Here is a 26,468-nt window from a genome sequence, read left to right as displayed (position 1 = left end):
GTATAAGGTTAAGGATTAGGTGTTTTATATTCTGATTGTTTACTGTTAGTCCTTTGTAAAATTGAAAATACTTTAATAATTATTTCTTTATACCTTTTAGGTATTTGCAAGAAACAGTCAATGAAGTTGATACCTATCTCTTTCTTCAGAATAATACTAATCCAAAGAAAGCCGAAAATTTCAGAACATAGAGGTCCTAATACAGCTCCTTTCAATCCGAAAGTATGAACCATAAAAACGGACAAAGCAATGTTCACAACGCTATTGACTAAAATTACTTTTGTATTTATTTCTGGTTTACCCAAAGCATTTATCATTCCCCCAAATGAACTTCCGAATGGGGAGAAAATAGCCAAAGTAAACATGATGATCAGCATGAGAGGAACCGCATCTAGATAATCTTCTCCATTAATGAAAACGACAATTTGCTCTGAGAACAGAAACACGACCAACAATAGACCAAGAAATAGTCCTAAGAGTAGAGATACTGTTTCTGCGTACAACTTCCGTAGTTTAACATTACGCTCTTCTATAGCAGAAGCTTGGTTTACAATTTCACAAGCTTTCGGAAAAGATAAGGATTGAATAGCACCATTTGGTATCAGAATAAGTTGAGCATATCGCTGTGCCACTCCTAGCAAAGCCGTTTCGCTGAAACTCAATAGACCGGCACTCAAGAATATATTAATTCGGTTTGATAGTGTTCCCGTAAACTCTCTCAAAATTCCATGTTTACCATAGTACAATAGGTTTTTGACGTCCGTTTTAGTGTATTTCGCTTTAAATATTTCTATTCCATTAAGTTGATACAAACCTACAAAAGCACCACTAATACCTGCCAATCCTAAAACTACAGCCAAGTATTGAATCGGTAATTGATAGCTCACAATTCCTAAAATACCCACACAGACAATAAGACATACGCTAATATTAGAGTTGAATACCTTTTTAACATCCAACTTTGTCAGGTGGGCAAACATTTGCCATCTGTATATTGACCATGGAATTGCATAGATTGGGTAAAACCAAAACAAATAGGCGACTTCTTTTAGAAATCCTAAAGATACTATGCCATAGATTACTACTGAGATTCCTAACTCAATACACAGATTACTGAATAGGTTGAGTTTGAGTACCGCATTTCTTTGTAAATCATCAGAGTTGGTTCCGAACTTAGTCAGAGCAGTCTGTATAAAGCCTTCTCTTACTTTTGCAAGGAAAAATACAGCCGCACTGAAAACCACCCAATGCCCTACAATTTCCTGATCGTAAAACCGACTGATCAGAATGATAATGCCGAGTCCAACAATAATCTCTATGAAATTATTGACAAGAGAAATAAATATTTTTCTGAGTGAAATCGTCATTATTCAGAAACTACTGGATTTGTATCTTGAAGACCAATTTTTTCAACACTATCTCTTTTCTTCCCTTTAAATCTATTCAAAATGTAGGTTGCTCCAATATTTACAGATGCTTTCAAGAATTTACCAAACTCTTTCGCTAATCCATCATTCGGGAATTGCTTTTGCATCATTTCATACGTCCAAGGCTTATTAAAATATGACATATAAGCCTCATCTTCTGGATTAATTTCAAATTCCAAATTCTGATTCCATTCAATTCTGACGGTCAATAAATTTGGATACAACTCTGTCAATACTTTATAAGGGAATGAAAAGCTATTCAGATAGTAAAGGAATAAATCCCCAAAATTATGAACTTGCTTATCCATCCCTATGTCTGATTTTCTCACAACACAAAGCTTATTTTCTACCTCAAGACAAACCCACTCATGAGAATATTTGGGTACTAAAAACTCGCCCATTAGAGAAGGAATTTCAATATATCCTCTCTTTGAAACCCGAATCATTTCATTTAGAAATTTGATCGGATTTGGCACATGCTCCAACACATGACAACAAATCACATAATCAAACTCTTTATCTTCAAAAGGAAGACTTTCACCATCAGCCTTAATAAACTCTTGTCCTTTGCCTAAGTACAGATTTCCACTTCTATGGGTATTATCGTCATCATATTTATCGACAATTACATTGGCTCTTGGGTGAGGATTATGTCCTCCGCCTATTTCAAGTACACGATCTTTTGAGTTAATCTGAAGGTCAAATCGGTTTTTAGGGTTTCTTAGTTTCATTATCTGCAAATAGTTGGTTGAGAGAATTTAGTTAAGTAGATCGTTATAAATTTTGGTTGTCTGAGCACAAGCTTTTTCCCATGTATATTCTTGGGCTACTTTTATTCCTTTTTGCTCTAAAGACTTTTTCAAATTGCTGTCTTCTATAAGATGAATGATTGCCTCTGCAAACATTTCTGGTTCTGCTTCAGTGACATAAGCACCATCTCTTAAAACTTCCCTAAGTGAACCTCCTCCTGAAGAGACTACTGCCGTTCCACAAGCCATTGCTTCTATTGGAGGGAAACCAAAGCCTTCATAAAGAGATGGATAAAGGAATACATCTGCTCCTGCTAAAAATGATCTGAGCTGATTATTAGGAACAAAACCTTCAAAGCTTATATTTTTCAGCTTATATTTTTCTACCAAAGCAGGTAATGGTGTCAATTCAGCTGCACCACTGCCTATTTCTATCTTTACTTCTATACCTCTATCTTGAAGAACTTTAGCCGTCTCTATCAATGCAATTGCATTCTTATGACTCACCAAAAGTCCTCCAACATAACGTATTGTGAAGATATCATTCTTTACTTTTTCTTGATCTGGATAAAAGAATGAATGATTGATTCCATTATAAACTACCTTTATTTGTTCTTCTGGTACATTATAAAGATTTATCAAATCTTGTTTAGAATTTTCTGACACGACAATGATCTGATCTGCAATCTCTACTGTATTGTTCAGCATATATCTGTACCACTGATCATTTACCCATCCATTCGGATACCTAAGAGGAATAGCATCATGACAAGTAACTACAACTTTCTGATTTTTATTTTTATGCTTACTCCACTTCAGAGCAGTAGCTGAATCTACATAGTCTGCATGCCAAATATCAGCTTCCTGATTATTGATAGCATTTGATAGAAAGTATGGAGCAACATAATGTTTTAGCCCTTTGAAAGAACGAAAAGGATATGTTTTCACATAATCTGGGTTTCCCTCGTTCTTACGGAAAAGTGTCACCTCATGCTCAGATTCAAATTGACTTTTGGCTAGCTCTTCGGTATACCTTCCGATACCACAATTACTAGTTAAACATGATATATATTTTATGTTCATCGTCTCAAATAATTTGATTTTAGCCTTATATCACGAGTAACACTGATAGAGTTGAAAAGTATCCATAGCCGACTTTTCCCAAGTGTAAGATAAAGCCCATTTTCTACCTTTCTCTGCTAGTTTTTTACGTTCTTCAGCATTTTCTATGATAAAAGATGCCTTTTCTACTAAATCATTTTCATTGTATTCGAAGGTTTCACAACCCTTACCCGAAACCTCATTTAAAGCCCCTCCTTTTGCTGAAAGCACAGCCGTATTTGTCACCATTGCTTCCAAAGGTGCAAATCCGAATCCCTCATATAAAGAAGGATAAATCATTAAATCTGCCGAATTATAGAAGTTATTCATTTCTTCATCGGGTAGATATCCTGTGAATTTGACATTATTAAGCCCTAGTTCTAAAGCTAATCTCGGATATTCTGTTCTTTCTGGAAAAGCACCTGCAATCAGTAGTTCAATATCTTTAAAACGATCTTCGAGCTTTTTAAAAGCATGGAGTAATAATCCAACATTTTTCCTTTTCCCTAAACCTCCAGAGTATACTATTCTGAATTTATCATTTTTAGGAATCTCATCTAACGGAAAGAATCTCTGATGATTTATCCCATTATATACCACATGTACCAAATCTTCAGGATAGTTAGCAAATTTAATCGCATCTTGCTTTGCCTGTTCAGATACTACAATGATCGGAATTCGATTTTTAATCATTCTTCTCAATGCCCATCTGTAATAATCTTGATACCTTGAAGTACTCTCAACAATATGAAGTAAGGAAACATCATGCATAGTTACGATAAGTGGTTTCTTAAAGTTAGAAAGAGCCAAACCAGATAAGAACCAATGAGCATGAAAGATTGAAGCCTTTTTGAAAAGTAACTTCTTTCTGATGAAAAGCGGTAAAAGATAAGGATGTAAACTACCCAATGAACGATATGAATACCCTTTTATCCAATCATAATCATGAAAATGAGAATCATTATAAGAGGCTTTCTGAGGTTTATAGACGGTTACATCTAAATCTAGTTTTCTTAAGTTGTTTGCTAATTCAAATCCATAATTACCGATACCACTATGGAAATGCTGGCAACTTACCATAGTTACATCTTCTAGACCTTTACGATCTATTTCATTTGTCAGAGTCTTCAGCTGGTTCATCGTAAATACTTTCTCGATTAGGTATTGTTCCAATTTCTAATGCTCTTAAGAGCATGGCGACCCAAATCCAAAACAGCATATTGGACGGGAGTTTTCCGACTATATCTTGAGCAGTTTCTACTACCACCAGAGGGCATAATGCCCCAAATATTCCGATAGCAATCCACCGCAGTTCTTCATCTTTTACTTTCAAATACATCAAGAGGGTTTTTATAAGTACTGCCCCCCAAAGCAGTAAGTATAATAAATATCCAATCCACCCCATCTCAACGGCTACTCGTACATAGCCCGAATCGGGAGGGAAATTGGCTAGAAATGTTCCTGGACTAAAACGTTGCCCCCAAACTCCAGTAGACCCCAGTCCTCCGCCCATTGGATGAGCCATAATCCAAGGGATAATCATTTCTTTATTTTTTTCCCTTACTTGAAAAGATTCATCCTCGTCACTTTTAAAGGTAGACTGTATCCGTTTGATATGGTAATTATCTGTAGGCATGATGATTACGAAAAATAATCCTATACCAGCAAACAAGGACGTCACATACAACTTCATGTTTTTGGATAGACCTACTACTGTTGCTCCAGCCAATGGAATCACTGCAATACCAGATCTAGCCCCCGAATAAACAAGTCCCATAAAACAAGTTACAATGACTACGATGTAGTAAAATCTACCCCAAAATGTCTTCTTGAATCCGATTAATAGAATACAGAAAACAACCATATAAGCCATGATAACCCCAAAGTGAGCAGGTGAACCCATCGTTCCAAATGAACGCCAACGTCCTTGAATAAACACTAAATGAACGGCATCATTCTGAATGATATAATTCATTTCAAATGGAAAATATCCAAAGACAAACTGTGCAACACCCCAAGCTCCTGAGAAAAAACTCAAGAATATGATCAGACTTAGTAATTTCTTTATTTCAGTTCTTGAATTAAGAAATCTGTAGGTCACAAAGTAGATCATGATATAACCTACAGCTGGTCTTGCTACATAGAACCATGCCACACGAGAGGCTGCTTCTGGGTTTGCTAATTCAAGGAAATGCCACCCCATCCAAATGTAAACTACCCAAGAAAGAGGTGTTTTGAAAAACGTGTACTCCCGTTTTTCTATATCTTTCAGTAATTCACCGACAGTCATCAGAAGAATTGTAAAATCCATCAGAAGACCTATAGGAACACCTTGAATAAGCCGTAGGAACATACTCATGATGAAGGCAATACTCACCATCATGTACACTCCTACTTTGGTATTCACCATTGTTGCCAACAACACTGGTGCTCCCATGCAAGCACCTGCAATTAGGAAGCCAATCAACCAAACTCCTTTGGAAGACAGATATACAATCCCTAAACAGATGAAAAATAATAACGCTAATCCCCATCTTCTCACCCAATAAGGAGAAAGAACTATGTCTATTAAACTTTTCTGAGGATTAGCATTCGATTTCATTTAAACTGATTCGATAAACTTGAATAAATGGCTATACCTTATGTTTGGTATTGATAAATTTCCCTTGATTCTTCTTATCGATTCCTTCTTTTACACTCCAAAGATTATTTAAAACAATCTTGTGGAATTTCATCATGAGCGTCTTAAACTTTAGCAAGAAACTTGGATACTGCGTTGCAAAAACAATCACTCCTAATGTCAAGAATATGAGACTCGCGATATTCAAAAGATAGAATGATGTTGGAAACAACACCAATCCCAAAATCTCAATCCCTGCGAAGAATGGAACCAAAGCGAACAATACACTTCTTGGTGGTCTCCACAATGTTACAGCATAATCAAATGTCTCCCATCGCTTTCTTCGTATCAGCTTTTCTACATACTTGATTGCGTTGAAATACTGATTTCCGAACCAACGAATTCTTTGCTGTTTTAAATCTTCAACTTCAGCTGTCTTCTCTTCCTTTAAAATAGCAGATGGTTGATACACAATCTTAGGATATGGTTTTTGCATCATCATCTGGATAAGCAGATTTTTATCCATTCCAGGAGCTTTACGGTCTAGATTCTGACACGCTATTTGGAATAATTCCCTTTTGCATACAAAACCACTACCGCTTAACTCGGGAGTACCTTTAAGTAAAGATTTAGACGCTCTGAACATTAGATCATTCAGGTTTTCGGAAAAGGAATCATATACTTCACCACTTGAAGCATCAGAAATAGCGACTCTTCTTCCTTGTACTAAATCATACCCTTGTTCTAATTTAAAGGCTAATTCTTTGAAGAAATCTTCTGTTACTAAATTATCTTTATCTAATAAAACAATAAAATCTTTTTGATCTAGTTTCTTACTTCTATTCCAAAATTCAAGCTGATTACACATATATCGGAGCACCTCGTGGTATGGATTACCCACCACTCCTTTAAAGGTTTTTTCTTCTACAATACAATCAAGCTCTAAAACCTCATTCCTAATTTCTTCAGAAGATTCCTGAAGAAGCACATATACGGTAATATCCTCTGAATACTTTTTTACTTTCTCGATTACTTGTATCAGCTGATGACTTGGCTTATATGCTGGTATAAATACAATCCAATTTGAATAGTCATACTTGAAGTTTTTTGGTACACGCTCTGACTTATACAAACTTCCAAGAAAGAGTGTCAAGAAGGTGTAGAAGCTATAAAAGAGAATAATAATGCTAATGACATAATAAATTCCTTCCAGCATAATGTTATAAATTAGGTTTCTGATGAATCTGAACTACTATCGCCCTCCCCTGTTATGTTTTCATTTTCAACTTCACCTTCTTCTTCCGCATTTTCTGTGGCTTCAGCCTCATCCTTGAATAGTGTTACAATTAAGTCTTTATTCATTTTGAATAAAGTAAATAGAATCACAAAAGTAATGGTAAGAACAAAGCAGCCCATACCTGCTCCAATCACCATAAATGCACGCTTAGTACTTTCTGGTTTAATAGGAAGCAAAGGAGAATCAATCAATCTTATTTCATTTTCTCCTGTACTTTCTTCTATTGACTTTGCAAGATTAAACTTATTGAGCAGCATTAAATACCCTTCTTGTGCAATCAATATTTCTCGATCAAAAGTACTGACTTGAGACTCTAAAGGAGCAAAAGTTGCGGCATAGTCCACTAGATTTTGCATCTCACGTTCTACAATCGGAACAGTCTCTTTTTCTATTTCTAATTGAATTTGGTGAGTAATGTATTTATTGACCAATTCCTGTCTAATAGTAGAAGGATCATACGGTGTATTCCCTAACATACCTACCACTTCTGTTTGGAGTCGATCTTTAAGAATCATTATTTTTTTATTCTTAAGCTCGGCTTCTTTATCAGTAAATTCATTGATCACCAAATCAGCATTCAGAGCCACCAAACTATCCTTTAAGCTTAATACCCTGAGGTTATTTGAAAACTCTAATGGTCCTGGGTTATCTTTTTGTAATGTCTCTAAAATATGAGTAAGAGCCTCATTATTTGCCGCTTGAGACTCTTTTAGGTGAACTAACTTCACCTCCATATTTACTATCTGAGTAACAATAGCTTTCGTATGTTCTCCTAGATTGATGATATTATTTTCAATCTTAAAGCTTTCAAGATTCTTAATCTTTTCATCAAGTTTGGCTTTAGAATCATTCAACAATCGTTCTATCATTCTTCGATTATTACTGATTCGCTCCCTTCCTAATGTTTTATTTTGATTGATGAGTGTATCAATGTAAAGCTCAAGTAAATAAACACATTTATAGGGGTTTTCAGACTCTATGGTAAGCGTTAGAAAATTACTTTTCCCGATCTTTGAAACTTTAAGATTTTCAGTCAATTCTTCGAACGAGCACCTATTATCCTCAAGTAAATTATGAATCTGATTATCTATGTTATTTCTAAGATCTAGCTGTTGATCTTTTACACTAAGTTCTTCTATCCGATGATTGATACTGTCATTATCTTTCAGATTCTCATAACCTTCAAAGTCGATAAAGTCATGCTTACCCTCAAGTGCCTCTTTTAAAATTCGAAGTCTTACTTTTTCAATAGAATTCCTAGATTTTAGCAATTCGATCATATTGTCAAAGTAGATACCTATTTCAAATTGCTTCACAGATGCACCAGAAACACTTGTACTTCCATCCGTCTGAAGATTTACATAGATACGAGCATTTGTGATATATCTCTTTTCAAGATCTCTAGTGAGGAAAATTACAAGCCCTACGGCTACAATTGGCACTGCCATCCAAAGTTTCCATGACTTGATAACAGCTCTAATGAGTATCTTATAAATCATATCAAATGATTTTTTAATCTATCGATCTTACTACCATTCATCTTCATCACTTTCTTCATAATCTCCTTCTTCTTCAAATAACTGGTCTTGCTCAAGTCTGATAGAAGGCATTTCTTCAGTCATGTACTTGATGTCACGATAGATTCTTGATTTTTCAATTTTAGCTGCTATTAAAGCTTCTTGGGTCTGATTGATTGCTGAGGTCACACTAATTACATCTTGATAGGTCGCTTCACCTTTGGTAAACTTTAGTTTTAATAAAATTTCCTGTTCTTCAAGACGATCAAGTGCTTCTTGTCGGTATTTTAAAACTTCTAGGACTTGTAGATATGCCAAATATTTATCTTCAATATCTTTACGAACACTGATTTCAGAATCTCTAATGGCATTCTCTGTCACAAGGATATCTTTTTCAGCAATCGCCACTCGATTTTTACGAGTAAAAATACTGTAAATGCTTAATGATAGTCCTCCAGAAACATTAGATAGAATACCTAATTGAGGTCCTAAATCTGCATTTGTATTATCAAAATTGAAGAATTGTAAGCCAACACTAAAGCTCTCCATCCAACTTTTACGCTGAATTTTCAACTTTTCTTGTTTCTGTTCTCTTAAAATCAAAAGATTCTTGATCTCATTAGACTGTCCCATAGCACGTACTACTAGAGAATCTAACAGCGTACGATCTGCTATTTTATCTAATGAATATTCTTGTGCACTTGAGGTTAGAGAATAAAATAAAAGTAGTGAGAGTAGAATTTGCTTCATTGGCAGTTACAATCTTATTAGACATTTAATCAAAAGAAATTAATAACCGACAATCGTTTTAAACATCATCCTTCTGTAGCAAGGCAGGGAAGGTCATCAGAAGAATTTTCATGTCTAGCCATAATGACTGATTCTTTGCATATTCTATATCCAATTCCTTTCTTTCCTCTTCAGACATATCTTTCTTTCCGCGTTTAGTTACTTGCCAAAGACCTGTAATTCCAGCAGGAGCTCTAAAACGCTTTACATATTCATCTTGAGTCAATTTTTCTGCTTCATACAAAGGCAAAGGACGATTTCCAACCAAAGACATATCCCCTTTCAGAACATTAAATAGTTGAGGTAACTCATCGATACTCGTATTTCTGATGAATTTCCCAATCTTTGTCACCCTTGGGTCATTGCTGATTTTCACAAAAGCAGAACCTTCATCCATTTTCTTGAGGTGCAAGTGTACTTTCTCACAGAAAACTTGCCCATCTTTTACCACTTCATTTTTACACACTCCTCCGTTCGAAAGTTTACAATCCTCACAAATGTCTTCCATAACAGGTTCTTCAGCCAAATCTTCATCTACACCCTCATTTGCATACTGATTCAGGTGTGAGAGTTGACTTAGCTTTGCATCAGCATTATTGGACATACTACGAAACTTGTAGAAGTCAAAAATCTTGTAGTCTGAACCAATGCGTTTGGAAGTATAAAACACACTACCTGGGGATTCTATCCGAATTAAGATTGCGACTAAAATAAGTATTGGAGAAAGTACTAGAAGTAGCCCAAAAGAAATCCCGATATCAAAAGCTCTCTTAATCCATGAAGATTTCTTCTTTTTTACCGTCTTAGGCTTCTGCTGATTTCCTGAGTTTTGATCATTATTCTTTTCAATAATTTTAGAGATCTTAATCTCAAGTTCTTCAGGGTTGAACGGTTTTAAAAGGAAATCTTCTGCTCCAGCCTTCAAACACTTTATACGATCGGAACTCTGTTCACTACTCGACAGTACCATTACAGGAAAGTGAGCTAGTTCAGAATTAGCCTTTATCAGTTGGATGAAAGTATAGCCATCCATTTTAGGCATATTCAAATCGATAATAATTAGATCTGGATTGATATCCTCTAATTCCTTCAATGCTTTGTTTGCATCATCTAGTACTGATATTTCAAATTTTTCAGTAAGGAATGATGCCAAGAATTCCCTCATGAAATGGTCATCGTCAATCAGTAGTAGTTTGTATTCTTTCATAGCAAAAGTAATAGTTTAGAGCATGCTCTAATTAGGTTAAGGTCAAGATTAGCCAAATAGGTTAGCCCTCTCAGGAAATGAATATTCAGTTCTCCCTAAGAGGATTTCATAATTACAAACTAGCTCAAAAATTACTTGCTTTTCTTTTTTATTAAGAAGTGGATACTACATCAAAAATTAGTTCCATAAGCACCTCGAGACTTAAAACAATTATACTAATTCAGTATATAGCACCAGAATAAAACCTTTATACTCTAAAAATAGGTAGGGTAAACTTTAAAAAATGGAGTGTTTCAAACACTCAGAAACTAATTAAATGACATTTTAAACAAAAAATGCTCTGTAAAAACAGAGCATTCGATAGTATTATTTTGATTCAATAACCAGAGAACCTTCTGCTATTTGATCCATGATTTCGGATAATTCTTCAACACAATCAAATAGTTGCTTGTATGATGTTATTATCCAGTACTTTTCTTGAAATCTATCCTTGATGTAAGGAGTAGAAATAATATCATGAATATCAAAAGGTACTCTTTGCGGGATGTCACTTTCTATGGAGTAAATAGACTCTCCACTTGACGAGAGTATTCCTGCACCGTAGACCTGTAAACCTTCAGAGGTTTCAATTAGTCCAAATTCTACGGTATACCAATAGAGTCTTGAGATTAACTCTATAATCCATTCATTCTCGATGTGACGGAGAGCGATAGTACTCAACCCTTGTAAAAACCCACAAAAATCATGATTGGTAAGAATTGGAACATGTCCGAAAACATCATGAAACATGTCTGGTTCCTCCAAATAATCTAATTCTTCAAGTTTTCGAAACCAAGTAGAAGCCGGAAACTTCTTGTTTTGGAGTAACTCAAAGAATTCTTTGTTTGGAATTAGCCCTGCAACCACAGCTACCTCCCAACCTGTGATTTCCTGAAGTCGTTTGTTCATCTCTTCAAAATTAGGAATCTTGTCCTCCCTAAATCCAATTTTCTGAACTCCTTCTAAAAATGCATTTTCAGCAATACCCGGCAATTGCTTCATCTGTCGATGATACAATTTTGACCATACTTCTAAATCTTCAGAAGTATACTTTGCATAATCTTGTCTCATAGTAGTTCTTGGTTGTTTATCAAGTGTTCCTATTTATTGGAACGTGTTTATGGTAATAAAGTAATGAGATTTATAAAAAAAAGAAAACCAATCCCTCAAAAAGAGAAAGGTTTCCATGATTCAGTGTCAAATTAATCTTATTTAGATTCCCATTGCCGAAGTGAATTCGGATTCAAGTGAAACCTAGGTTCAATTCTACAATAAGTATCCTTAAAATACAAAAAAAATGCAGATTTATACGTTGAAATACCATCAATCCGTCATATTCGTATGATGATTATCCTATAAATCGTTAAATTTGATATTTAATGTGAAAACAAATATTGAATCGTTATTTTCACTATTGATCTTCTCAAATTACTATTTTGAGCATTTGAAACATGGATCTTTTTCATAGATCTTCTTTTTTAAACCAACTCTACTCGAATAAACTTTAGCAGTGCAGAAATGGCTTAACATATCATTACTCTTAGGGCTACTTAGCTTGTCTATACAGCACATCAATGCACAAAATATTCCTTTGCGTATTCACAATGAGCATAAGCATTTGGATGAACGTGATAATTTCAAGAATCAAACAAATGAAGGGAATATTTATTTTGGCTTTGCTTATGGTATGGGTTTGTCATATTCTAACAGAAAATCAGAATTAGACATCCTAAACAGTACCGTTCTAGCCAATATTTCACTTTTACCAACCGTGGCTTATTTTCCTAAAAAGAAATGGCTTATTGGAATAAACTTAGATAATGATATTTCAGCGTCTAATATCAATTATGACAATAAGTATAATAGCTTTGCCTTCAAACTTACACCTTTCACAAGATATTATCTCAACTCTGGTTTATTCGGAGAAATCAAAGGAGGAACAGGTTGGGGCTTTGAAAGAATTACAGATCAAGGAGAGTTTATCTATAACAACTTGAATGTATACAAATATGCTATTGGTGGAGGAATTTCAAATTTTTGGTTCAAGAAAATTTCCCTGGAAGTTATGATCCATTATAACTATCAGTTGAGTGTTGATCGTCAAACTTCAGAAGAAAAATCATTTAAAGTTTTTACAGTTTCAGCCGGTATAGGATTTAGTCAATTATTTAAGAAAGAATAAAGAATGTCTTCGTACGGAATTATAACACTACCCATTGTCCCACTCAGAGCTGAACCAAGACATGCTTCTGAGCAAGAATCACAACTATTATTTGGAGAGCTTTATGAAGTTCTAGAAGAAAATACAGAATGGATATCAATCAAATGTCACTACGATAATTACGAAGGCTACATCCCTAGTGGTCAGCACAACCCTGTAGATTCAGTTTATGCTGAAAAATATCTAGAAGCTACACATCAATTGTTGAGTGAAGAAAATACAATTATAGGTTCAACAGGTGAATTAAAACTAAGTATAGGTTCAAGCTTACCTTTTTTAGATAGCGAAAATAAAGTATCTCTAGGGGCTCAAAGCTTTCATCTTAAAGAAAATATTTCTCCTTTAAAAGAAGGTAATAAAAGAGAATTGATCGATGTTTTTTCTCGTAAATACCTAAATACATCTTACTTATGGGGAGGGAAAAGTCAATTCGGAATCGATTGCTCTGGCTTCAGTCAAACAGTCTTCAGAGTTTGTGGTATTTCATTACCTCTGCCTCGAAATGCCTCACAGCAAGTATTACTCGGAGAAGAAATTGAATTAAGTAAAGCAAAGTGTGGTGATTTGGCTTTTTTCACCAATCCAAAAGGTAGAGTAGATCACGTGGGTATCATGCTTAACAACCATGAAATTATTCATGCTTCTCATTTTGTCAGAATTGATGACCTTGATGAAAAAGGAATCCTTAATCGAATAACAGGAAAGTACACCCATCCCCTTTTCAAAATAAAAAGGTATATCCAAGACTAGTTTTAACGGATATTTAGAGCGTGAAGTCAATAGAATTATCTTGAAGAGATTCTATTGACTTTATTTTTTCTTACTTTTGCGGTCTTAACTAAACTATAATTATTCAAATGAAGCTGACTAAGATCGCTCTATCCGATTATCATTATGATTTGCCTGCAGATCGCATTGCAAAATATCCGAAAGAGAAAAGAGATGAATCTAAACTCTTAGTCTATCGTGAAGGAGAGATAAGCAATACTGTTTTCAAAGAAATTCCTACGCTTATTCCAGATAATCACCAGTTCTTTTTCAATAATACAAAAGTACTTCCTGCTCGTTTGTACTTTAAAAAAGAGACTGGCGCTATCATCGAAATATTTCTTTTCAATCCTGTGGCTCCAACAGCTGTAATCAGTGAAGCCATGCTTGTAAAAGGCGAAGCTACTTGGTCTACTACAGTCGGTAATTTCAAAAAATGGAAAGATGGACAGGTTTTAGAAACTATGCTCAATGTTAATGGTCAAGACGTTTTATTGGCAGCACATATTGAGGATAGAGAGAAGAAACTAATTCGATTTGAATGGTCTGATAAAGCATTGCCTTTTGTAGATATTATTTCTTCTGCTGGAGAAACTCCTCTTCCACCTTATCTGAAAAGAAAAGCTACAGAAAAAGATAAAACTACCTATCAAACGGTTTTCAGTAAAAATGACGGCGCTGTTGCTGCTCCAACGGCTGGTTTACACTTTAGTGAAGAAGTAGTTCAAAACTTGAAAGGAAAAAGTATACCTATCAATGAATTAACTCTTCATGTTAGTGCTGGTACTTTTAAACCAATTGAGGTAGAAAATGCTATAGATCATGATATGCATTATGAGCAAGTGATCGTGACCAAAGCCAATTTAGAAGCACTTATTTCAGGGAAAAAAAATATAGCCGTAGGTACAACCTCTCTTAGAACACTAGAGAGTTTATATTGGTATGGTGTTAAAGTAATGAAAGAAGGAGAAAATGCTCCTTTTGACATTAAGAAATTAGAACCATACAATTATGAGGAATCAGAATTGCCTACTAGAGAAGAAAGCTTTAAATCTATTCTCGATCTGATGATCAAACTAGATAAAGAAGAATTAGCGGGAGTGACTTCTATTTTTGTTTTCCCAGGCTATAAATTCAGAGTGATTGACGCACTAGTGACTAATTTCCACTTACCAGAAACAACTTTGGTTTTGTTGATTGCTGCATTTATAGGGGAAGATTGGAGAAAAGTATACGAACATGCTATGGATAATGATTTCCAATTCTTGAGTTATGGAGATTCATCAATACTATTTCCAAAACAATAGGAAATTCTAATAATAAATTATGGAGAGCTATTTCAAGAAATTGGAATAGCTCTTTTTTATCAATTAATCTTTTTTCCCAACCAATAATAGCTCTTTAAATACCTCAGAACTTTTCATCATTTGTTTAGTTTATTAGGATATATACTCAAAACACTAGGAATTATTATGGCAAATCCGAACCCAATACTAATTGATAAACTAAAAGAAGCAGCTCAAAAAATTGAATCAGGAGCTGACTACAGTTGGGGACATGTAGGTAAATGCAATTGTGGGCATTTACTGCAAACGATTACCCCTATGAGTTCTTCAGAAATTTATAAAGAAGCTAATGTTCAGAAATTGGACGAATGGTCTGAATATGCAAACGACTATTGCTCAACAAGTGGCGCTTCTGTTGACCGAATGGTTGATGCTTTGTTGGATATTGGCCTAGAATTAGATGATATTCAAGAGCTAGAATATTTATCCAACAAAAAAGTTCTAAAAGCTCTACCAGGGGGATTCCGCTATCTTCAAAAAGGGCAAAGAAAAGATGCCGCTATGTATATGAAAACATGGGCTAAAGTCCTTGAGAAAGAATTAGTCTAAACTGATTTTTGATCAGATAATAACCCAGTATAAAATTTTCTATCGATTTATGCTGGGTTATTTTTTTAAGATGAAATGAAATCAAAAAATAAAGGTAGAGGAAAACAGAATCAGTCTTGTGACTACAACTCTAATTCATGTTGTACCAATCAATATCTTTATATTCCCCATCAAAATTACCTTTGGTAAAAACTCGAATTCCTTCTACATCAATCCCAAGTTCGTCTGTAGCTTTAATTTCAATAAGATGACTTCCTTTTTTGAGGTCAGTTGGGAAATCACCTATCCAAATATGTGATGCCATATTTTTAGGTATAGAATTCCCTAAGTGCGATTTATGATTTGAAAGTTTTAAGGAATCCAACAGAAATGCTCTTCGAACATAAGGGTCTAGAATTTCATCTGTTCGGAGTAACGGAAACCATTCTCCTTTATCAATTCTCGCCGTTACTTCGGTCTTTTCTGATCCAGCCCAAACATTTACTAAAAACTGATTCTCATTCATTCCTTTAGGCAATTCCATCGTAGGGTCTGATATTGTATTTTCTTCTTGGTAGACCCAAATATGCATTTGTTCTCTTTTCGGTTTACCTGTTGCCCTAAACTCAAGTTGTACTTCATTATTCTTGAAATTTGCTACATAATAACCTTTGGGAGCACCGTCTCCCATGAGCGCATTTGGAATTCCTTTTTCATCAAATTCACCGCCCCACCATAATCCGCAAGCAGCTCCTACTACAATTTCATGAAGAGTATTTTCTTTCCCATAAGGAATGAAGTTATGTGTCATTTTGTGCATATGCCCAGAAAAAGCCATCACATTACTATAGTCCGCAATCAAATCTAAAAGTCTTTGTTTACTTTCTACTTTAAGGTGGTTGATCGGTATATGTTGTAGAAAAACGACCAATTGATCTTTAGATACATACTTCAAATCATTCTCAATAAACAGAAGATTGTCTTCGGGAATGATGTCTGTGTATTGTATTCCTTTAATTGTAGTTACATCATTCATTACAATGAAATGTACATTCCCGATATCAAAAGAATAATGATCGGGGCCAAAAGCTTTCTTAAAGGAATTGAACTCATTACCCTTGATTTGCGAATCATAGTTTCGGTCATGATTCCCTGCCACAGGGTAAATTTGCGTTCCGAATTGCTTAAATAATTGTTGGAATGCTGGAAATATCATCGCATTGTCATCTCCAATATCTCCTAAAATAGCAGCACCTTCCAATTCTTCATATAATAACTCTTCAGCAATCTGATGAGCATAATTTACTTGTCTCTGAAATCGAGCTTGTGTATCTCCAATCATCGCCATCGAAAACTCTTTATTCTCTTCATGTTTATACAAAGGGATATCAAAGCTTTGTGGTGCTTCTTCTTGTTGAGGAATGGTTTCAGCATAAAGTGATTCACTCTTTTTAGGGTAATAATGAAAGTATGCCTCTGAAATATTGAATTCATCAGTGGGTAATTGGTATCCAGTAGGTTTAATCACGAAAAAAGTTTGTCCTTCTAGCAGTTCTAGCTCATAATTTCCTGTTTGATCTGATACATGTACATCTATACCATTAGATACTCTTACATTCGAAATTCCTTTTTCGCTAGGGTCTTTTAAACCATTATGATTTACATCTTCATAAATACAACCATTCAGCATTGGCTTTGTATTTTGAGCGAATAGAAAAGCTCCCGTTAGGTAAAAGATTAGAAATAGTGAAGCTTTCATTGTTTCTATGTTTAGATTGTGTTTGTACGAAACTTAATGAGAATACTCAATTAGAAAGAGGGGCTTATATTTCGATGAGATATTTACCCCTCTATTTTGCTCCAATCATCAAAATGTACTAAGACAAAAAAAGCCAGATTCAATCTGAAGACTTCCTCTGGCTCATAGCTTAATTAACTATCTAACTTTATTCTTTAATAAATAATTGCGGTTGTTCGTTATCTATTTTAATAACATAAACGCCACTACTCAGATGAGAAACATCAATACTGTTTCCATTTCCTTTTAACATTAATTTTCCTTGAAGATTAAATACAGTGAGTGTAGAAACAGTTTCTGAATTACTAACATTTAATACTGTCTTCACAGGGTTGGGGAACAATAAAATATCATTTCCTTCTTCCAAATCTTGGATCTTTTGTATTGCTTGACGTGCAGCTGGAGCATCTAGCAATTTAGAGCTGATATCTGTAGAACCTAGAAGCCAGAAATCTTTATTTGTTTCTTCTAACCATTTCGATTTGATAACTGTATTTGCTTCCACACGTGTATCTCCCCAATAGCCTTCATTGTATGGAGAAGCCCATTTACTTTGCTGATTCCAATCGGCATTGATATAGGTCACAGCACGAATCACATCTTGGTTGTCATAAATGTAATTTAAGAATGGTTCGTACCACCTGTTCCAAGCTGTTTCCGCTGAGAAATTATCAAACCAAGTACCCGGAGCAAATTGTTCTTCCGCAGCAGCTAAGCCTTCAGTAAACAAAGTCTGAGCACCTTCGTAAGTCCAACCTGTTGCAGCTCTAGAAACCATGGATGGTGTATTGTCATACTCACTGATTTCAAGGTCATAGCCTTGTGGAGTTGATTCTGCAATCATTACTGGCTTGTTACGCTCACGGGCAAAAGCTAGCATTTCATTTGCCAAATCATCTTGGTTCGGAAGATTAGGAACATCATTAAATCCAAAGAAATCATCAGCTTCTTGTGGTGCAATGAACCAAGAAATACCAAACCAATCAACCACATCATCTCCGGGATACCATCCTGTAATATCTTCACGAGCGGCAGCCAAATCACCTCCATGTGCAAATTGAGCATCCAATACATCATCTACAGGAGAAGCACTTGCCTGCCATACATAAGCCACATTCGTAACGCCTCTACTACGCATTCCTTCTACTATATGTCTCCACGCAGCTTTGTATTCTTCTTGTTTGTGATAACCACCCGGATAATCTCCACCTGCTGTATCTTCAGAATTCCAACGTCCTTCGAATTCATAACCTATACGTAAATAGATTTTCTTATTCGGATATGAATTACAGAATAAAGCAAGCTTATCAATATTTGCTTCATACTGTCCATTTGCAATTCCTTGCAGTCCATTCAAGTTCCAGTTTTCAGTGATAGACATAGCCATGATCAGTGCCGAATGATCCCAACCGTCCGCTACACTTGCAGCATTCAAAGGACCAGCTCCCCAATCAGTATCTACACCGGTTAAATTACCGCCATTATCCATACCTGTAGCACCGTAATTGATACCATATTGATCTAAGGTTAGCATGTAGAAGGCAATATAAGCTACTGCTGCTCCTGGTTCTGGCATTCCGCCCTCTCCTGCTTGTAGACCAAAATCATAAGTATCTGGCATCACATCTCCATATCTATAACCAGCTAAAGAGAATAAATCTTGGCCAATCGCTAGAAGTGTCTTGCCATCTGCTGGTGTAAATTTCCCCTCAATCTTATCTGATGGAGGTGGAGGCGTAACTCCCGTTTCTGTCGTAGCACTAACTTGTGAAGAAGGATTACTTTCACCTACTGAATTTGAAGCAGAAACCACAAAGTAATAAGTAGTGCCTTCAAATAAGTTTGATATACTTGTAGAAGTCGAATTTACATTTTTAGCAGTAGTATAAACACCACTACTTGTTCCATAGCTCACCGTATAACTATCAGCGTTAGAAACCTCATTCCAAGATAAACTTATTGTATTGCCACTTGCAGAAGCATTTAATCCTGTAGGTGAATTCGGTACAGTACCTGTTGTGTCGCCTTTTAGGATTGCAAAAAGATTTTCTGAACCATGAATCCAAGAGTCTTTTGCCAATTCTGCAGCCCATTGTTGACTTACATAATCATTGGTTTCAATACGAGTATCTCCCCAAAAACCATTTCCAGCATCTGGCCATCTCCACATTTCTTGTGATTGCCAATCGGCATTGATATAAGCCACAGAACGAATCACATCTTCATTGTTATGGATAAATGGTAAAAGTTGATCAACCCAATACTGATTCCAAATTTCTTCACCAGTCATAGCTGTTGGATTCGCCAGACTGTTGTATGGATGGAATAACCCTAGCTCTAGATCATAATACTGAGCCGATACTTCAGCCATCATGATTGGAATCTGCTTTTCTCTAGCCAAATCAAGCATATAATTAAGATTTGGGCCATTGAAACCTTCATCAAAGAAGAAGAATGAAAGTCCTAAATAATCTACATAAGCATCTCCCGGATACCAGCTACTAATTGGCAAGCCATTGTAAGTAGTTCCATAAGTTGCCGATTGCCAAACGTAAGCGACATTTTCTACATTTTGAGCATTCATATAATCAACTAAATACTTATATGCAGCAATGTATTTACTTGGCTCGTAGTGATTCCATTCACCATCAAACTCATAGCCAATTCTTAAGAAAATTGGACGATCAGCATTGTTATTGAAGAAATCAGCTATTCGTTGCAATTCTATGTCATAAAGACCATTTACAATGTCCGTTAAACCATTCGGATGGTCAATTCTACCTAATCGGTCAGGGTTTCCTTTTCCGTCATTGTCTTCTACCATATACAAACCAATAGATAAGGTAGAATTTGGATAGCTATCTAAAGCACATTGTAGACACAAATCTCCAGCACCATAGTTTGTTGTGGTTTCCAAACCTGCCAAATCATAGATATTCGTGTATTGCGTGACACCTCCTATTTCTGGGAATTTCCCACTATTCACATAACCAGCAACTGATCCAAGATCTTGCCCTAAAATTAAAAGCGTTTGTCCTGTACTCGCTGTAAATTTAGCTTTAGCTTTGCCATCTTCATTTCCATCTACTGGAGGGTTTGTTTCATCGGGAGGCGTTGTAGCTGTACTGTCTACAAAAGCAGAAACTTCTGAAGCATCGGCACTACTACCCACACTATTCACTGCATTTACTGTGAAATAATAAGTAGTAAGTTCTTGCAGATTTGAAATAGTTCTGCTCGTTCCCGTCAGACCGTTAAGAGTTTGACTGTAAGACTGAGATGCCGTACCGTATTTAAGTGTATATGAATCAGCATTGCTTACGCTATTCCATCTCACTGTTACTGATGTACCATTAACTGATGCAGATAATCCCGATGGTGTATTAGGAGCTGTTTCTACTGGTTCTTCAGGTGTCTCTGTGCAACCACTACTCGCTGCTTGTTGCCCATCTTCCCAACATTGCCCACAAGCCTCATAAGGGTGAGATGATGGACAATTACTACTTGCAGGAGGCGTCGTTTCCCCATTATCAGGGTTCCCTGTATTTGGATCTTCAGTACAACCTGCACTTTCAGCTTGTGCAGCATTTTCCCAACAATTTCCGCATGCTTCATAAGGATGAGAAGTTGGGCAATTATTACTTGGTGGAGGTGTTGATATGTCATCTGTAGTAATAGCTACAGAATTACTATTTGCTGAATTCCCTTCGGCATTATAAGCTTTTATTTGATAGGTGTAAGTAGTTGATGCGCTAAGTCCTGTATCAGTAAACGAAGTTGTATTTGGGGCAATCGTGGCATATTGCACACCATTTCTAGTTACATAAAAACCGTCTTCATTATCTGAATTATCTGTCCAAGACAGCGTAATTTCATCTGCAGACTTTGAAGTACTCACCAAAGCCGATGGTGTATTCGGAACTGTCTCTGAAACTGGATCACAAGGTGCACAAGAACCTCCACAATCAATACCTGTTTCATCGCCATTCTGAATTCCATCTGCACATGATGGTTCTGGAGACTGCCCATTATATTGCACATAGCGAGAGTTATTGATGACATTTTCCATCCAATACGCTTTTACATCAGCAAAAGCTTCAACTCTAGAATCAGCCCATTGTTCTGGCCAACCATGTGATTGCCAATCTGAATTGATATAGGCCAACGAACGGATATCATAGTTTTCTACGACTTCCAACAGACGATCTAAATATTCAATAAAGGGATTGTCATATGGAGAAGAAATATAGTCTTTCCACTCGGCAGGGGCATTCTGATAGGCCGATTCAGCGATAATCACTGGCTTTTTAGCCGTAGACCAATCCAAACTTTGTTCTAGATTTCCGTCCAGTCGAGAACCATTCGAACCAATTTCACGAATGACTTGAATCGACTCATCAGTACCCATAGAAATGTCATGGTTAAAGATCGAGAAAGCAATATAATCGACGTATTCATCGCCAGGATAAAGCAATTTCACCTCTCCAAAACCACGAACAGGATGATAGACAAACTTCACATTTGTAGCTCCTTCCTGCTCTCTGATGATCTGAGCCATTTTATTGTAAGCATCTGGAAAGGCATCAACATCAATATGATCTTTTGAAACCGTATTATAAAATTCTTCTTTCGGTAAATCATAGATATTCACGCCTTGGTCATTGTAGATGTTCAAAACATCGCCAAATTCCATTCCTTCAGCAGCATTTCCCATAGCCAAAAGACTGACTTCATAACCCAATCTGACCATAAATTTAAGGTTGGGGAAAGACTTAAACTTATTTGCCAATTGAGCAATCTCCGCATCCCATTTAGTTGTGTAAGCGATATCCTTGGTCGCTTTATACACCCCATTAGGATCATAATTTGAGCTATTCGGATTCAATTCACCATATCCTCCAGCACCCGGATTATCTTTGATGCTTATAGCTATCAGAATTGTTGCTCCTGGATAATTGTCATTTACCCATGTTAAATACGGTGACGAATCATCAAAATTTACGCCGTCATCGCCTTGGTTGATGGTACCCGAATACAATTCGGCGTAATGTGAAGAACCTGCAGGTGCAGTACCGATGCCATTGATATAATCAATGTATTCTTGTTGGAAAGTCTGACCAATGATTAGGGATGTCTTACCATTTCCGTAGTCAAAACTTTGTGCTAGTGTGTATAAATGAAAACCTATGACGAGTAGTAACGTTAGGCAGCTTTGTAAAACATTTTTCATAGTGTTTAAGGTGTGTGTTTATGAAAAATAAAATGCTGTGCGCATCAGCATCAAAATGAAAGCAGAAAGTAAGCTTAGCTTTTGCTTCTACAAGTTTTGAATATTTTAAGCTGTTTTTGAAAGATTTAGCTACTTCACAGATACTTCACTTAGACTAAAAAGTGTATTTTCAACTATTAAAAAGTATTATTCACACTTCAATATTTCAACGTGCGTATTTACAACACTTATAAGAGAGTTTTCACGCTAAAAATTGGCGGCTATTAATACATAGAGTTCCCGTTCATTTTTTCTATCTCAATTAAAACTCAAACATTCTTATTTCTTTATAGTTTGAAAGTCAAAGACCTTGGTCTTACACTACAATTCCAAAAACTAAAACATGAAAAAACTATCACTACTGATCCTAGGCTTATGTTCAAGTCTTCTGATTACCGCTTTTGTTCTCAAACCAACAGATAATGGCTACATCACTCCTTCTAATGTAGGTGTGTACTGTCATGGTAATTATGAGGCGATTGACAACTTTGCGACACTGACAGAGGACAAGGACTTTCGTATGGCTCATGAGCTACCAAGAGCTATTACAACTGAAGGTACAGGCGAAATGATTACTTACACAGTAAAAGGTGGAGGCGAAGCCAACGCTTACCTGATCAAATCCGCTCAAGCTTCTGACAAATACCTTTTTGTGATTCATGAATGGTGGGGCTTGAATGATCATATTAAAGCTGAAGCAGAAACACTTGCTAAAGCCTTGAAAGATGTAAATGTGATTGCCTTAGATATTTATGATGGAAAAGTAGCCACTACAAGAGAAGATGCTGGTAAATATATGCGTTCGGTCTCTAAAGAAAGAGGGCAAGCCATTGTAGAAGGAGCGATAAAATACGCTGGAAAGAAGGCTGAAATAGCTACGATTGGTTGGTGTTTTGGTGGCGGATGGTCTTTACAGTCTGCACTATTGGCTAAAAAACAAACGGTAGGCTGTGTAATATATTACGGAATGCCCGAAACAGATGCCAGTAAATTGAAAGGCCTAAACTCTGATGTATTGGGTATTTTTGCAGCTAAAGACAAATGGATTACTCCAGAAGTGGTTGGTAAATTTGAGGAAAGTATGAAAAGCCTTGACAAAGGTTGCCAAATAGAAATGTACGAAGATGCAGATCACGCTTTTGCGAATCCTTCTAGCCCTAGATATGTGGAAAAAGACGCACAAGATGCTAACGCAAAAGCTGTTGCTTATTTGAAAGAAAGATTTGATTCTTAGTTTTAACTAGACCTTTAGTAAAAAAACAAAAGAGACAGGTAGTTAATACTTGTCTCTTTTTTTGTAGAAACATTTTGCCAATAAAGATTTTTTAATCTTCTAAAGCATAACTTTTTAGCCTACAACACCAATGATATAATTATTGGCCCTAAAGGAGTTTAAAGTCTGCTTATAAATCCAGCCAGCATACCCATGAATAATTTTTTAGGCAGCAAAACGTAGCCAAGTAACCTCAGAATTATTTTTAGTGGGGCTAAATACAGCCAGCATGCTAAAAAACTTTTAGAAATGGATTTGGCTGTATTTTTTGTAGTAAAAATCTTTTGGGAACAACCCTAAATGTAGCCAACCTAGCTTAGAATTTTTCTAAGGCTACTTGGCTACATTTAGGCTTAGTCAGAATTATTTTTTAGTAGGCTGGCTATATTTAGGCTTTATAAAATTTAATTATGACTTAGCTAAATACAAAAACAAAGCTCTCAACATCATTTATTTACACCAATTTCAGACATACTCTTTATATTATACTATATTGATTTTACATTAATCTTTTTTAAGTATCACTTTTTCAACCCAACTATACTATGATAGAGGTAAAAACAATCCCAAGTTATAATCTTACTGTAGACGAAACGAGAGCCATTGGAAAAATGTATTTTAATCTGTTCCAAGATTTTGATGTCGCTACGCATCACCTAGAAAACTATGTAAATCCGTTTAACACCGCATGGACAGATTATGACGCTGTCAGTAAACCTAGTGGTGCTTCTGTCATCACAAAAGAGATCAGAGATTATGACCAAGATCGTGACTATGATTTCTTAATCTTCCGTTCTTATGTAGAGCACTTGCGTTATGTTCAGAGAGGTGCCGAAAGCAGAAGCTTAGACGAATTAGAACTGCTGATACAGACCTATGGTTATTCGCTCCAAGCTTTTGGATATATCAAACAAAGTAGTGCAATGGATGGCTTATTGAAAGATTTGAGAACCAAAGAAAAGGCCATAGAAGCGATAACAGAATTTCAATTAGAAGAGAAAGTTGCTGCTATGGAGGCTAGTCAGCAGAAATTCATGGATGCTTATGTGCAGAAGTATGAAGAAAAAGCGGAGAAAGCAGCAGTAGGAAGTGCCATTGAACTTCGTAAAGTTTTGCTTGAGAAAATGATGAAATTACTCACTGGTCTAGAAATAGCGGCTAATATGTTTATGTCTGAAGAAATCAAAGATTTGGTTCAAAATATCAATGCGATCAATGAAGATTTCAGTGCACGTATTCAGAGTAGAGAAACCAGAAATGAGATAGGTGCTTCTTAAGCTAAATTGCACCTTTTAGCTTTTTATAAAAAATAAGAGATTTTAGAGTCTAAGTGACTGAGGAAATTGTCATTGAATTATAAACTTTAATTCAGAACATTGACAAGTAATTAATTCCTCTGTTACTCAGACTCTTTTTTATTGAATTAATACACTTTTTACGAAGTATTTAATGACTTTTTAGACAAATGAAAAAACTCTCAATTCTGCTTCTGCTATTCTTAGGTAGTTTTAATCTCTTCGCACAAGTTTCTTCCGATAAAGCTTTGATGGCTGGTGTGGGTTACGCGCTCTCTTCCAATAGAGAAAGCGATGGGCAAGGTATGAGTTATCAATTCGGGTATCAGCTACCGATAGGTATAAAAAAGCGAATCAGGTTTATCCCTAGCTTGACTTTTGGGACATTTACAGAAAATGGTTTTGATACCGAATTCGGGATTAATTCTTACTTCAATTCTACGAATCTAAAACTAGATTTGAACTTCGATGTTATCAAAATTGAAAGCTTTTCTTTCATCTTAGGGACAGGTATAGGAGGAAATTATAGTACAGGATTAACCATTGCAGGAACATCAAATACCATTAGAGAATCACATCTTACAACCAATCTATTACTTGGTTTTAGAGTAAATCCACCCAATCACAGATTAGGCTACGAACTGAATCTATTTAATGCTTCTTTGAATTTCATGAGTTGGTACGCAGAGGCTAGTCCTTTCCAGTTTAGGGTATTTTGGAAGTATAAGTGATTGTTTTATTTGATCTTACTCTGTTAATGAACCTCTAATTTTTCATTCTACACATTTTTATACTAATAAATTAATTATGAGAAACTCTTATTTTTTTTACGTCTTAACCCTTTTATTCCTCAGTTTCTCTTCGTGTGAAACTGCTGATTGTGATGGTTGTACAAGTGATACCATCAAACTTTCAAAGAATAAGGTAATGTTTAACTCAAGTGAAAACTCAGAAACAATTAAAACTGAAGGAGCAAATTGGTGGATAGCATCAATTATAGTTGATAAAAATGGGATAGATCTAGGTGACATTGATACAACTAAAAAGAGCTTTTTAATTGAAAATGATGTATTTACATTTGAGAGACAAAATGGGAATGAAATTTTTATTTCAGTTTCAGAAAATCAAACAAATGAAGAACGGATAATTACTTTTACTTTACAGAGTGGGAATTACCATGATGGAATTAGAGTAGTACAGTCTTCAAATTAAAAAAAATCCCCA

At 35.7% G+C, this 26,468-nt stretch carries 20 protein-coding genes; 8 read left to right on the top strand and 12 right to left on the bottom strand.

All coding sequences use genetic code 11. The features are described from left to right. Positions 1 to 8 precede the first annotated feature (8 nt). The 10 genes from BC781_RS21095 to BC781_RS21050 form a co-directional block, all read right to left on the bottom strand. Positions 9 to 1,367, bottom strand: a complete 1,359-nt coding sequence (locus BC781_RS21095; protein ID WP_109621649.1) for a lipopolysaccharide biosynthesis protein — start codon at positions 1,365 to 1,367, stop codon at positions 9 to 11. Beyond that, the gene (locus tag BC781_RS21090; RefSeq protein WP_109621647.1) at positions 1,367 to 2,158 is read right to left on the bottom strand and encodes a class I SAM-dependent methyltransferase; all 792 of its coding nucleotides are present in this window, start codon (positions 2,156 to 2,158) and stop codon (positions 1,367 to 1,369) included. The genes BC781_RS21095 and BC781_RS21090 overlap by 1 nt, the downstream gene beginning before the upstream one ends. Positions 2,159 to 2,185: 27 nt before the next feature. Next, positions 2,186 to 3,259: a glycosyltransferase family 4 protein gene (locus BC781_RS21085; protein ID WP_109621645.1), complete on the bottom strand. Its 1,074-nt coding sequence runs from the start codon at positions 3,257 to 3,259 to the stop codon at positions 2,186 to 2,188. 30 nt (positions 3,260 to 3,289) lie between these two features. Continuing rightward, entirely contained in the window at positions 3,290 to 4,417 is a 1,128-nt protein-coding gene (locus BC781_RS21080) for a glycosyltransferase family 4 protein (RefSeq protein ID WP_109621643.1), read from the bottom strand. Then, positions 4,389 to 5,879: an O-antigen ligase family protein gene (locus BC781_RS21075; RefSeq protein ID WP_109621641.1), complete on the bottom strand. Its 1,491-nt coding sequence runs from the start codon at positions 5,877 to 5,879 to the stop codon at positions 4,389 to 4,391. The genes BC781_RS21080 and BC781_RS21075 overlap by 29 nt, the downstream gene beginning before the upstream one ends. A gap of 31 nt (positions 5,880 to 5,910) precedes the next feature. Continuing rightward, the gene (locus BC781_RS21070; protein WP_109621639.1) at positions 5,911 to 7,113 is read right to left on the bottom strand and encodes a glycosyltransferase; all 1,203 of its coding nucleotides are present in this window, start codon (positions 7,111 to 7,113) and stop codon (positions 5,911 to 5,913) included. An 11-nt stretch (positions 7,114 to 7,124) separates the two neighbouring features. Further along, complete coding sequence (locus tag BC781_RS21065; protein ID WP_109621637.1) at positions 7,125 to 8,693, bottom strand: GumC family protein; 1,569 nt, start codon at positions 8,691 to 8,693, stop codon at positions 7,125 to 7,127. Positions 8,694 to 8,723: 30 nt separating this feature from the next. Next, a complete protein-coding gene (locus BC781_RS21060; protein ID WP_109621635.1) occupies positions 8,724 to 9,461 on the bottom strand; it encodes a TolC family protein in 738 nt (245 codons plus the stop codon). A gap of 58 nt (positions 9,462 to 9,519) precedes the next feature. After that, positions 9,520 to 10,707, bottom strand: coding sequence for a sugar transferase (locus BC781_RS25835; protein WP_109621633.1), 1,188 nt, complete (start codon positions 10,705 to 10,707; stop codon positions 9,520 to 9,522). A 366-nt stretch (positions 10,708 to 11,073) separates the two neighbouring features. After that, complete coding sequence (locus BC781_RS21050) at positions 11,074 to 11,850, bottom strand: phenylalanine 4-monooxygenase (RefSeq protein ID WP_262510276.1); 777 nt, start codon at positions 11,848 to 11,850, stop codon at positions 11,074 to 11,076. Between the two features lie 406 nt (positions 11,851 to 12,256). Here BC781_RS21050 and BC781_RS21045 point away from each other — a divergent pair, with 406 nt between their 5' ends. From BC781_RS21045 to BC781_RS21030, 4 genes are all read left to right on the top strand, one after another. After that, positions 12,257 to 12,928, top strand: a complete 672-nt coding sequence (locus tag BC781_RS21045; RefSeq protein WP_109621629.1) for a hypothetical protein — start codon at positions 12,257 to 12,259, stop codon at positions 12,926 to 12,928. A 3-nt stretch (positions 12,929 to 12,931) separates the two neighbouring features. Next, positions 12,932 to 13,717, top strand: a complete 786-nt coding sequence (locus BC781_RS21040; RefSeq protein ID WP_109621627.1) for a C40 family peptidase — start codon at positions 12,932 to 12,934, stop codon at positions 13,715 to 13,717. Positions 13,718 to 13,824: 107 nt separating this feature from the next. Then, positions 13,825 to 15,042 (top strand): S-adenosylmethionine:tRNA ribosyltransferase-isomerase, encoded by a 1,218-nt coding sequence (locus BC781_RS21035; protein WP_109621625.1) that lies wholly within the window; start codon positions 13,825 to 13,827, stop codon positions 15,040 to 15,042. Positions 15,043 to 15,207: 165 nt separating this feature from the next. Continuing rightward, positions 15,208 to 15,630: a hypothetical protein gene (locus BC781_RS21030; protein ID WP_109621623.1), complete on the top strand. Its 423-nt coding sequence runs from the start codon at positions 15,208 to 15,210 to the stop codon at positions 15,628 to 15,630. Positions 15,631 to 15,760: 130 nt separating this feature from the next. On the opposite strand, the gene BC781_RS21025 is transcribed toward BC781_RS21030, so the two are convergent. Both BC781_RS21025 and BC781_RS21020 read right to left on the bottom strand, forming a co-directional pair. Then, on the bottom strand, positions 15,761 to 17,368 hold the full coding sequence (locus BC781_RS21025; RefSeq protein WP_109621621.1) for a calcineurin-like phosphoesterase C-terminal domain-containing protein: 1,608 nt from the start codon (positions 17,366 to 17,368) through the stop codon (positions 15,761 to 15,763). Between the two features lie 187 nt (positions 17,369 to 17,555). Further along, positions 17,556 to 22,637: a fibronectin type III domain-containing protein gene (locus BC781_RS21020; protein ID WP_109621619.1), complete on the bottom strand. Its 5,082-nt coding sequence runs from the start codon at positions 22,635 to 22,637 to the stop codon at positions 17,556 to 17,558. Positions 22,638 to 23,019: 382 nt separating this feature from the next. Here BC781_RS21020 and BC781_RS21015 point away from each other — a divergent pair, with 382 nt between their 5' ends. The 4 genes from BC781_RS21015 (at position 23,020) to BC781_RS21000 (ending at position 26,456) form a co-directional block, all read left to right on the top strand. Then, a complete protein-coding gene (locus BC781_RS21015; RefSeq protein WP_109621616.1) occupies positions 23,020 to 23,910 on the top strand; it encodes a dienelactone hydrolase family protein in 891 nt (296 codons plus the stop codon). A 584-nt stretch (positions 23,911 to 24,494) separates the two neighbouring features. After that, entirely contained in the window at positions 24,495 to 25,226 is a 732-nt protein-coding gene (locus BC781_RS21010) for a DUF6261 family protein (protein WP_109621614.1), read from the top strand. 188 nt (positions 25,227 to 25,414) lie between these two features. Continuing rightward, on the top strand, positions 25,415 to 25,975 hold the full coding sequence (locus BC781_RS21005) for a hypothetical protein (protein WP_109621612.1): 561 nt from the start codon (positions 25,415 to 25,417) through the stop codon (positions 25,973 to 25,975). Between the two features lie 196 nt (positions 25,976 to 26,171). After that, a complete protein-coding gene (locus tag BC781_RS21000) occupies positions 26,172 to 26,456 on the top strand; it encodes a hypothetical protein (RefSeq protein WP_146201751.1) in 285 nt (94 codons plus the stop codon). The last annotated feature ends 12 nt before the right edge of the window (positions 26,457 to 26,468 follow it).

The sequence above is a fragment of the Sediminitomix flava genome (genome assembly GCF_003149185.1).
GTDB lineage: Bacteria > Bacteroidota > Bacteroidia > Cytophagales > Flammeovirgaceae > Sediminitomix > Sediminitomix flava.
This window is presented reverse-complemented; position numbering and strand designations above follow the sequence as displayed.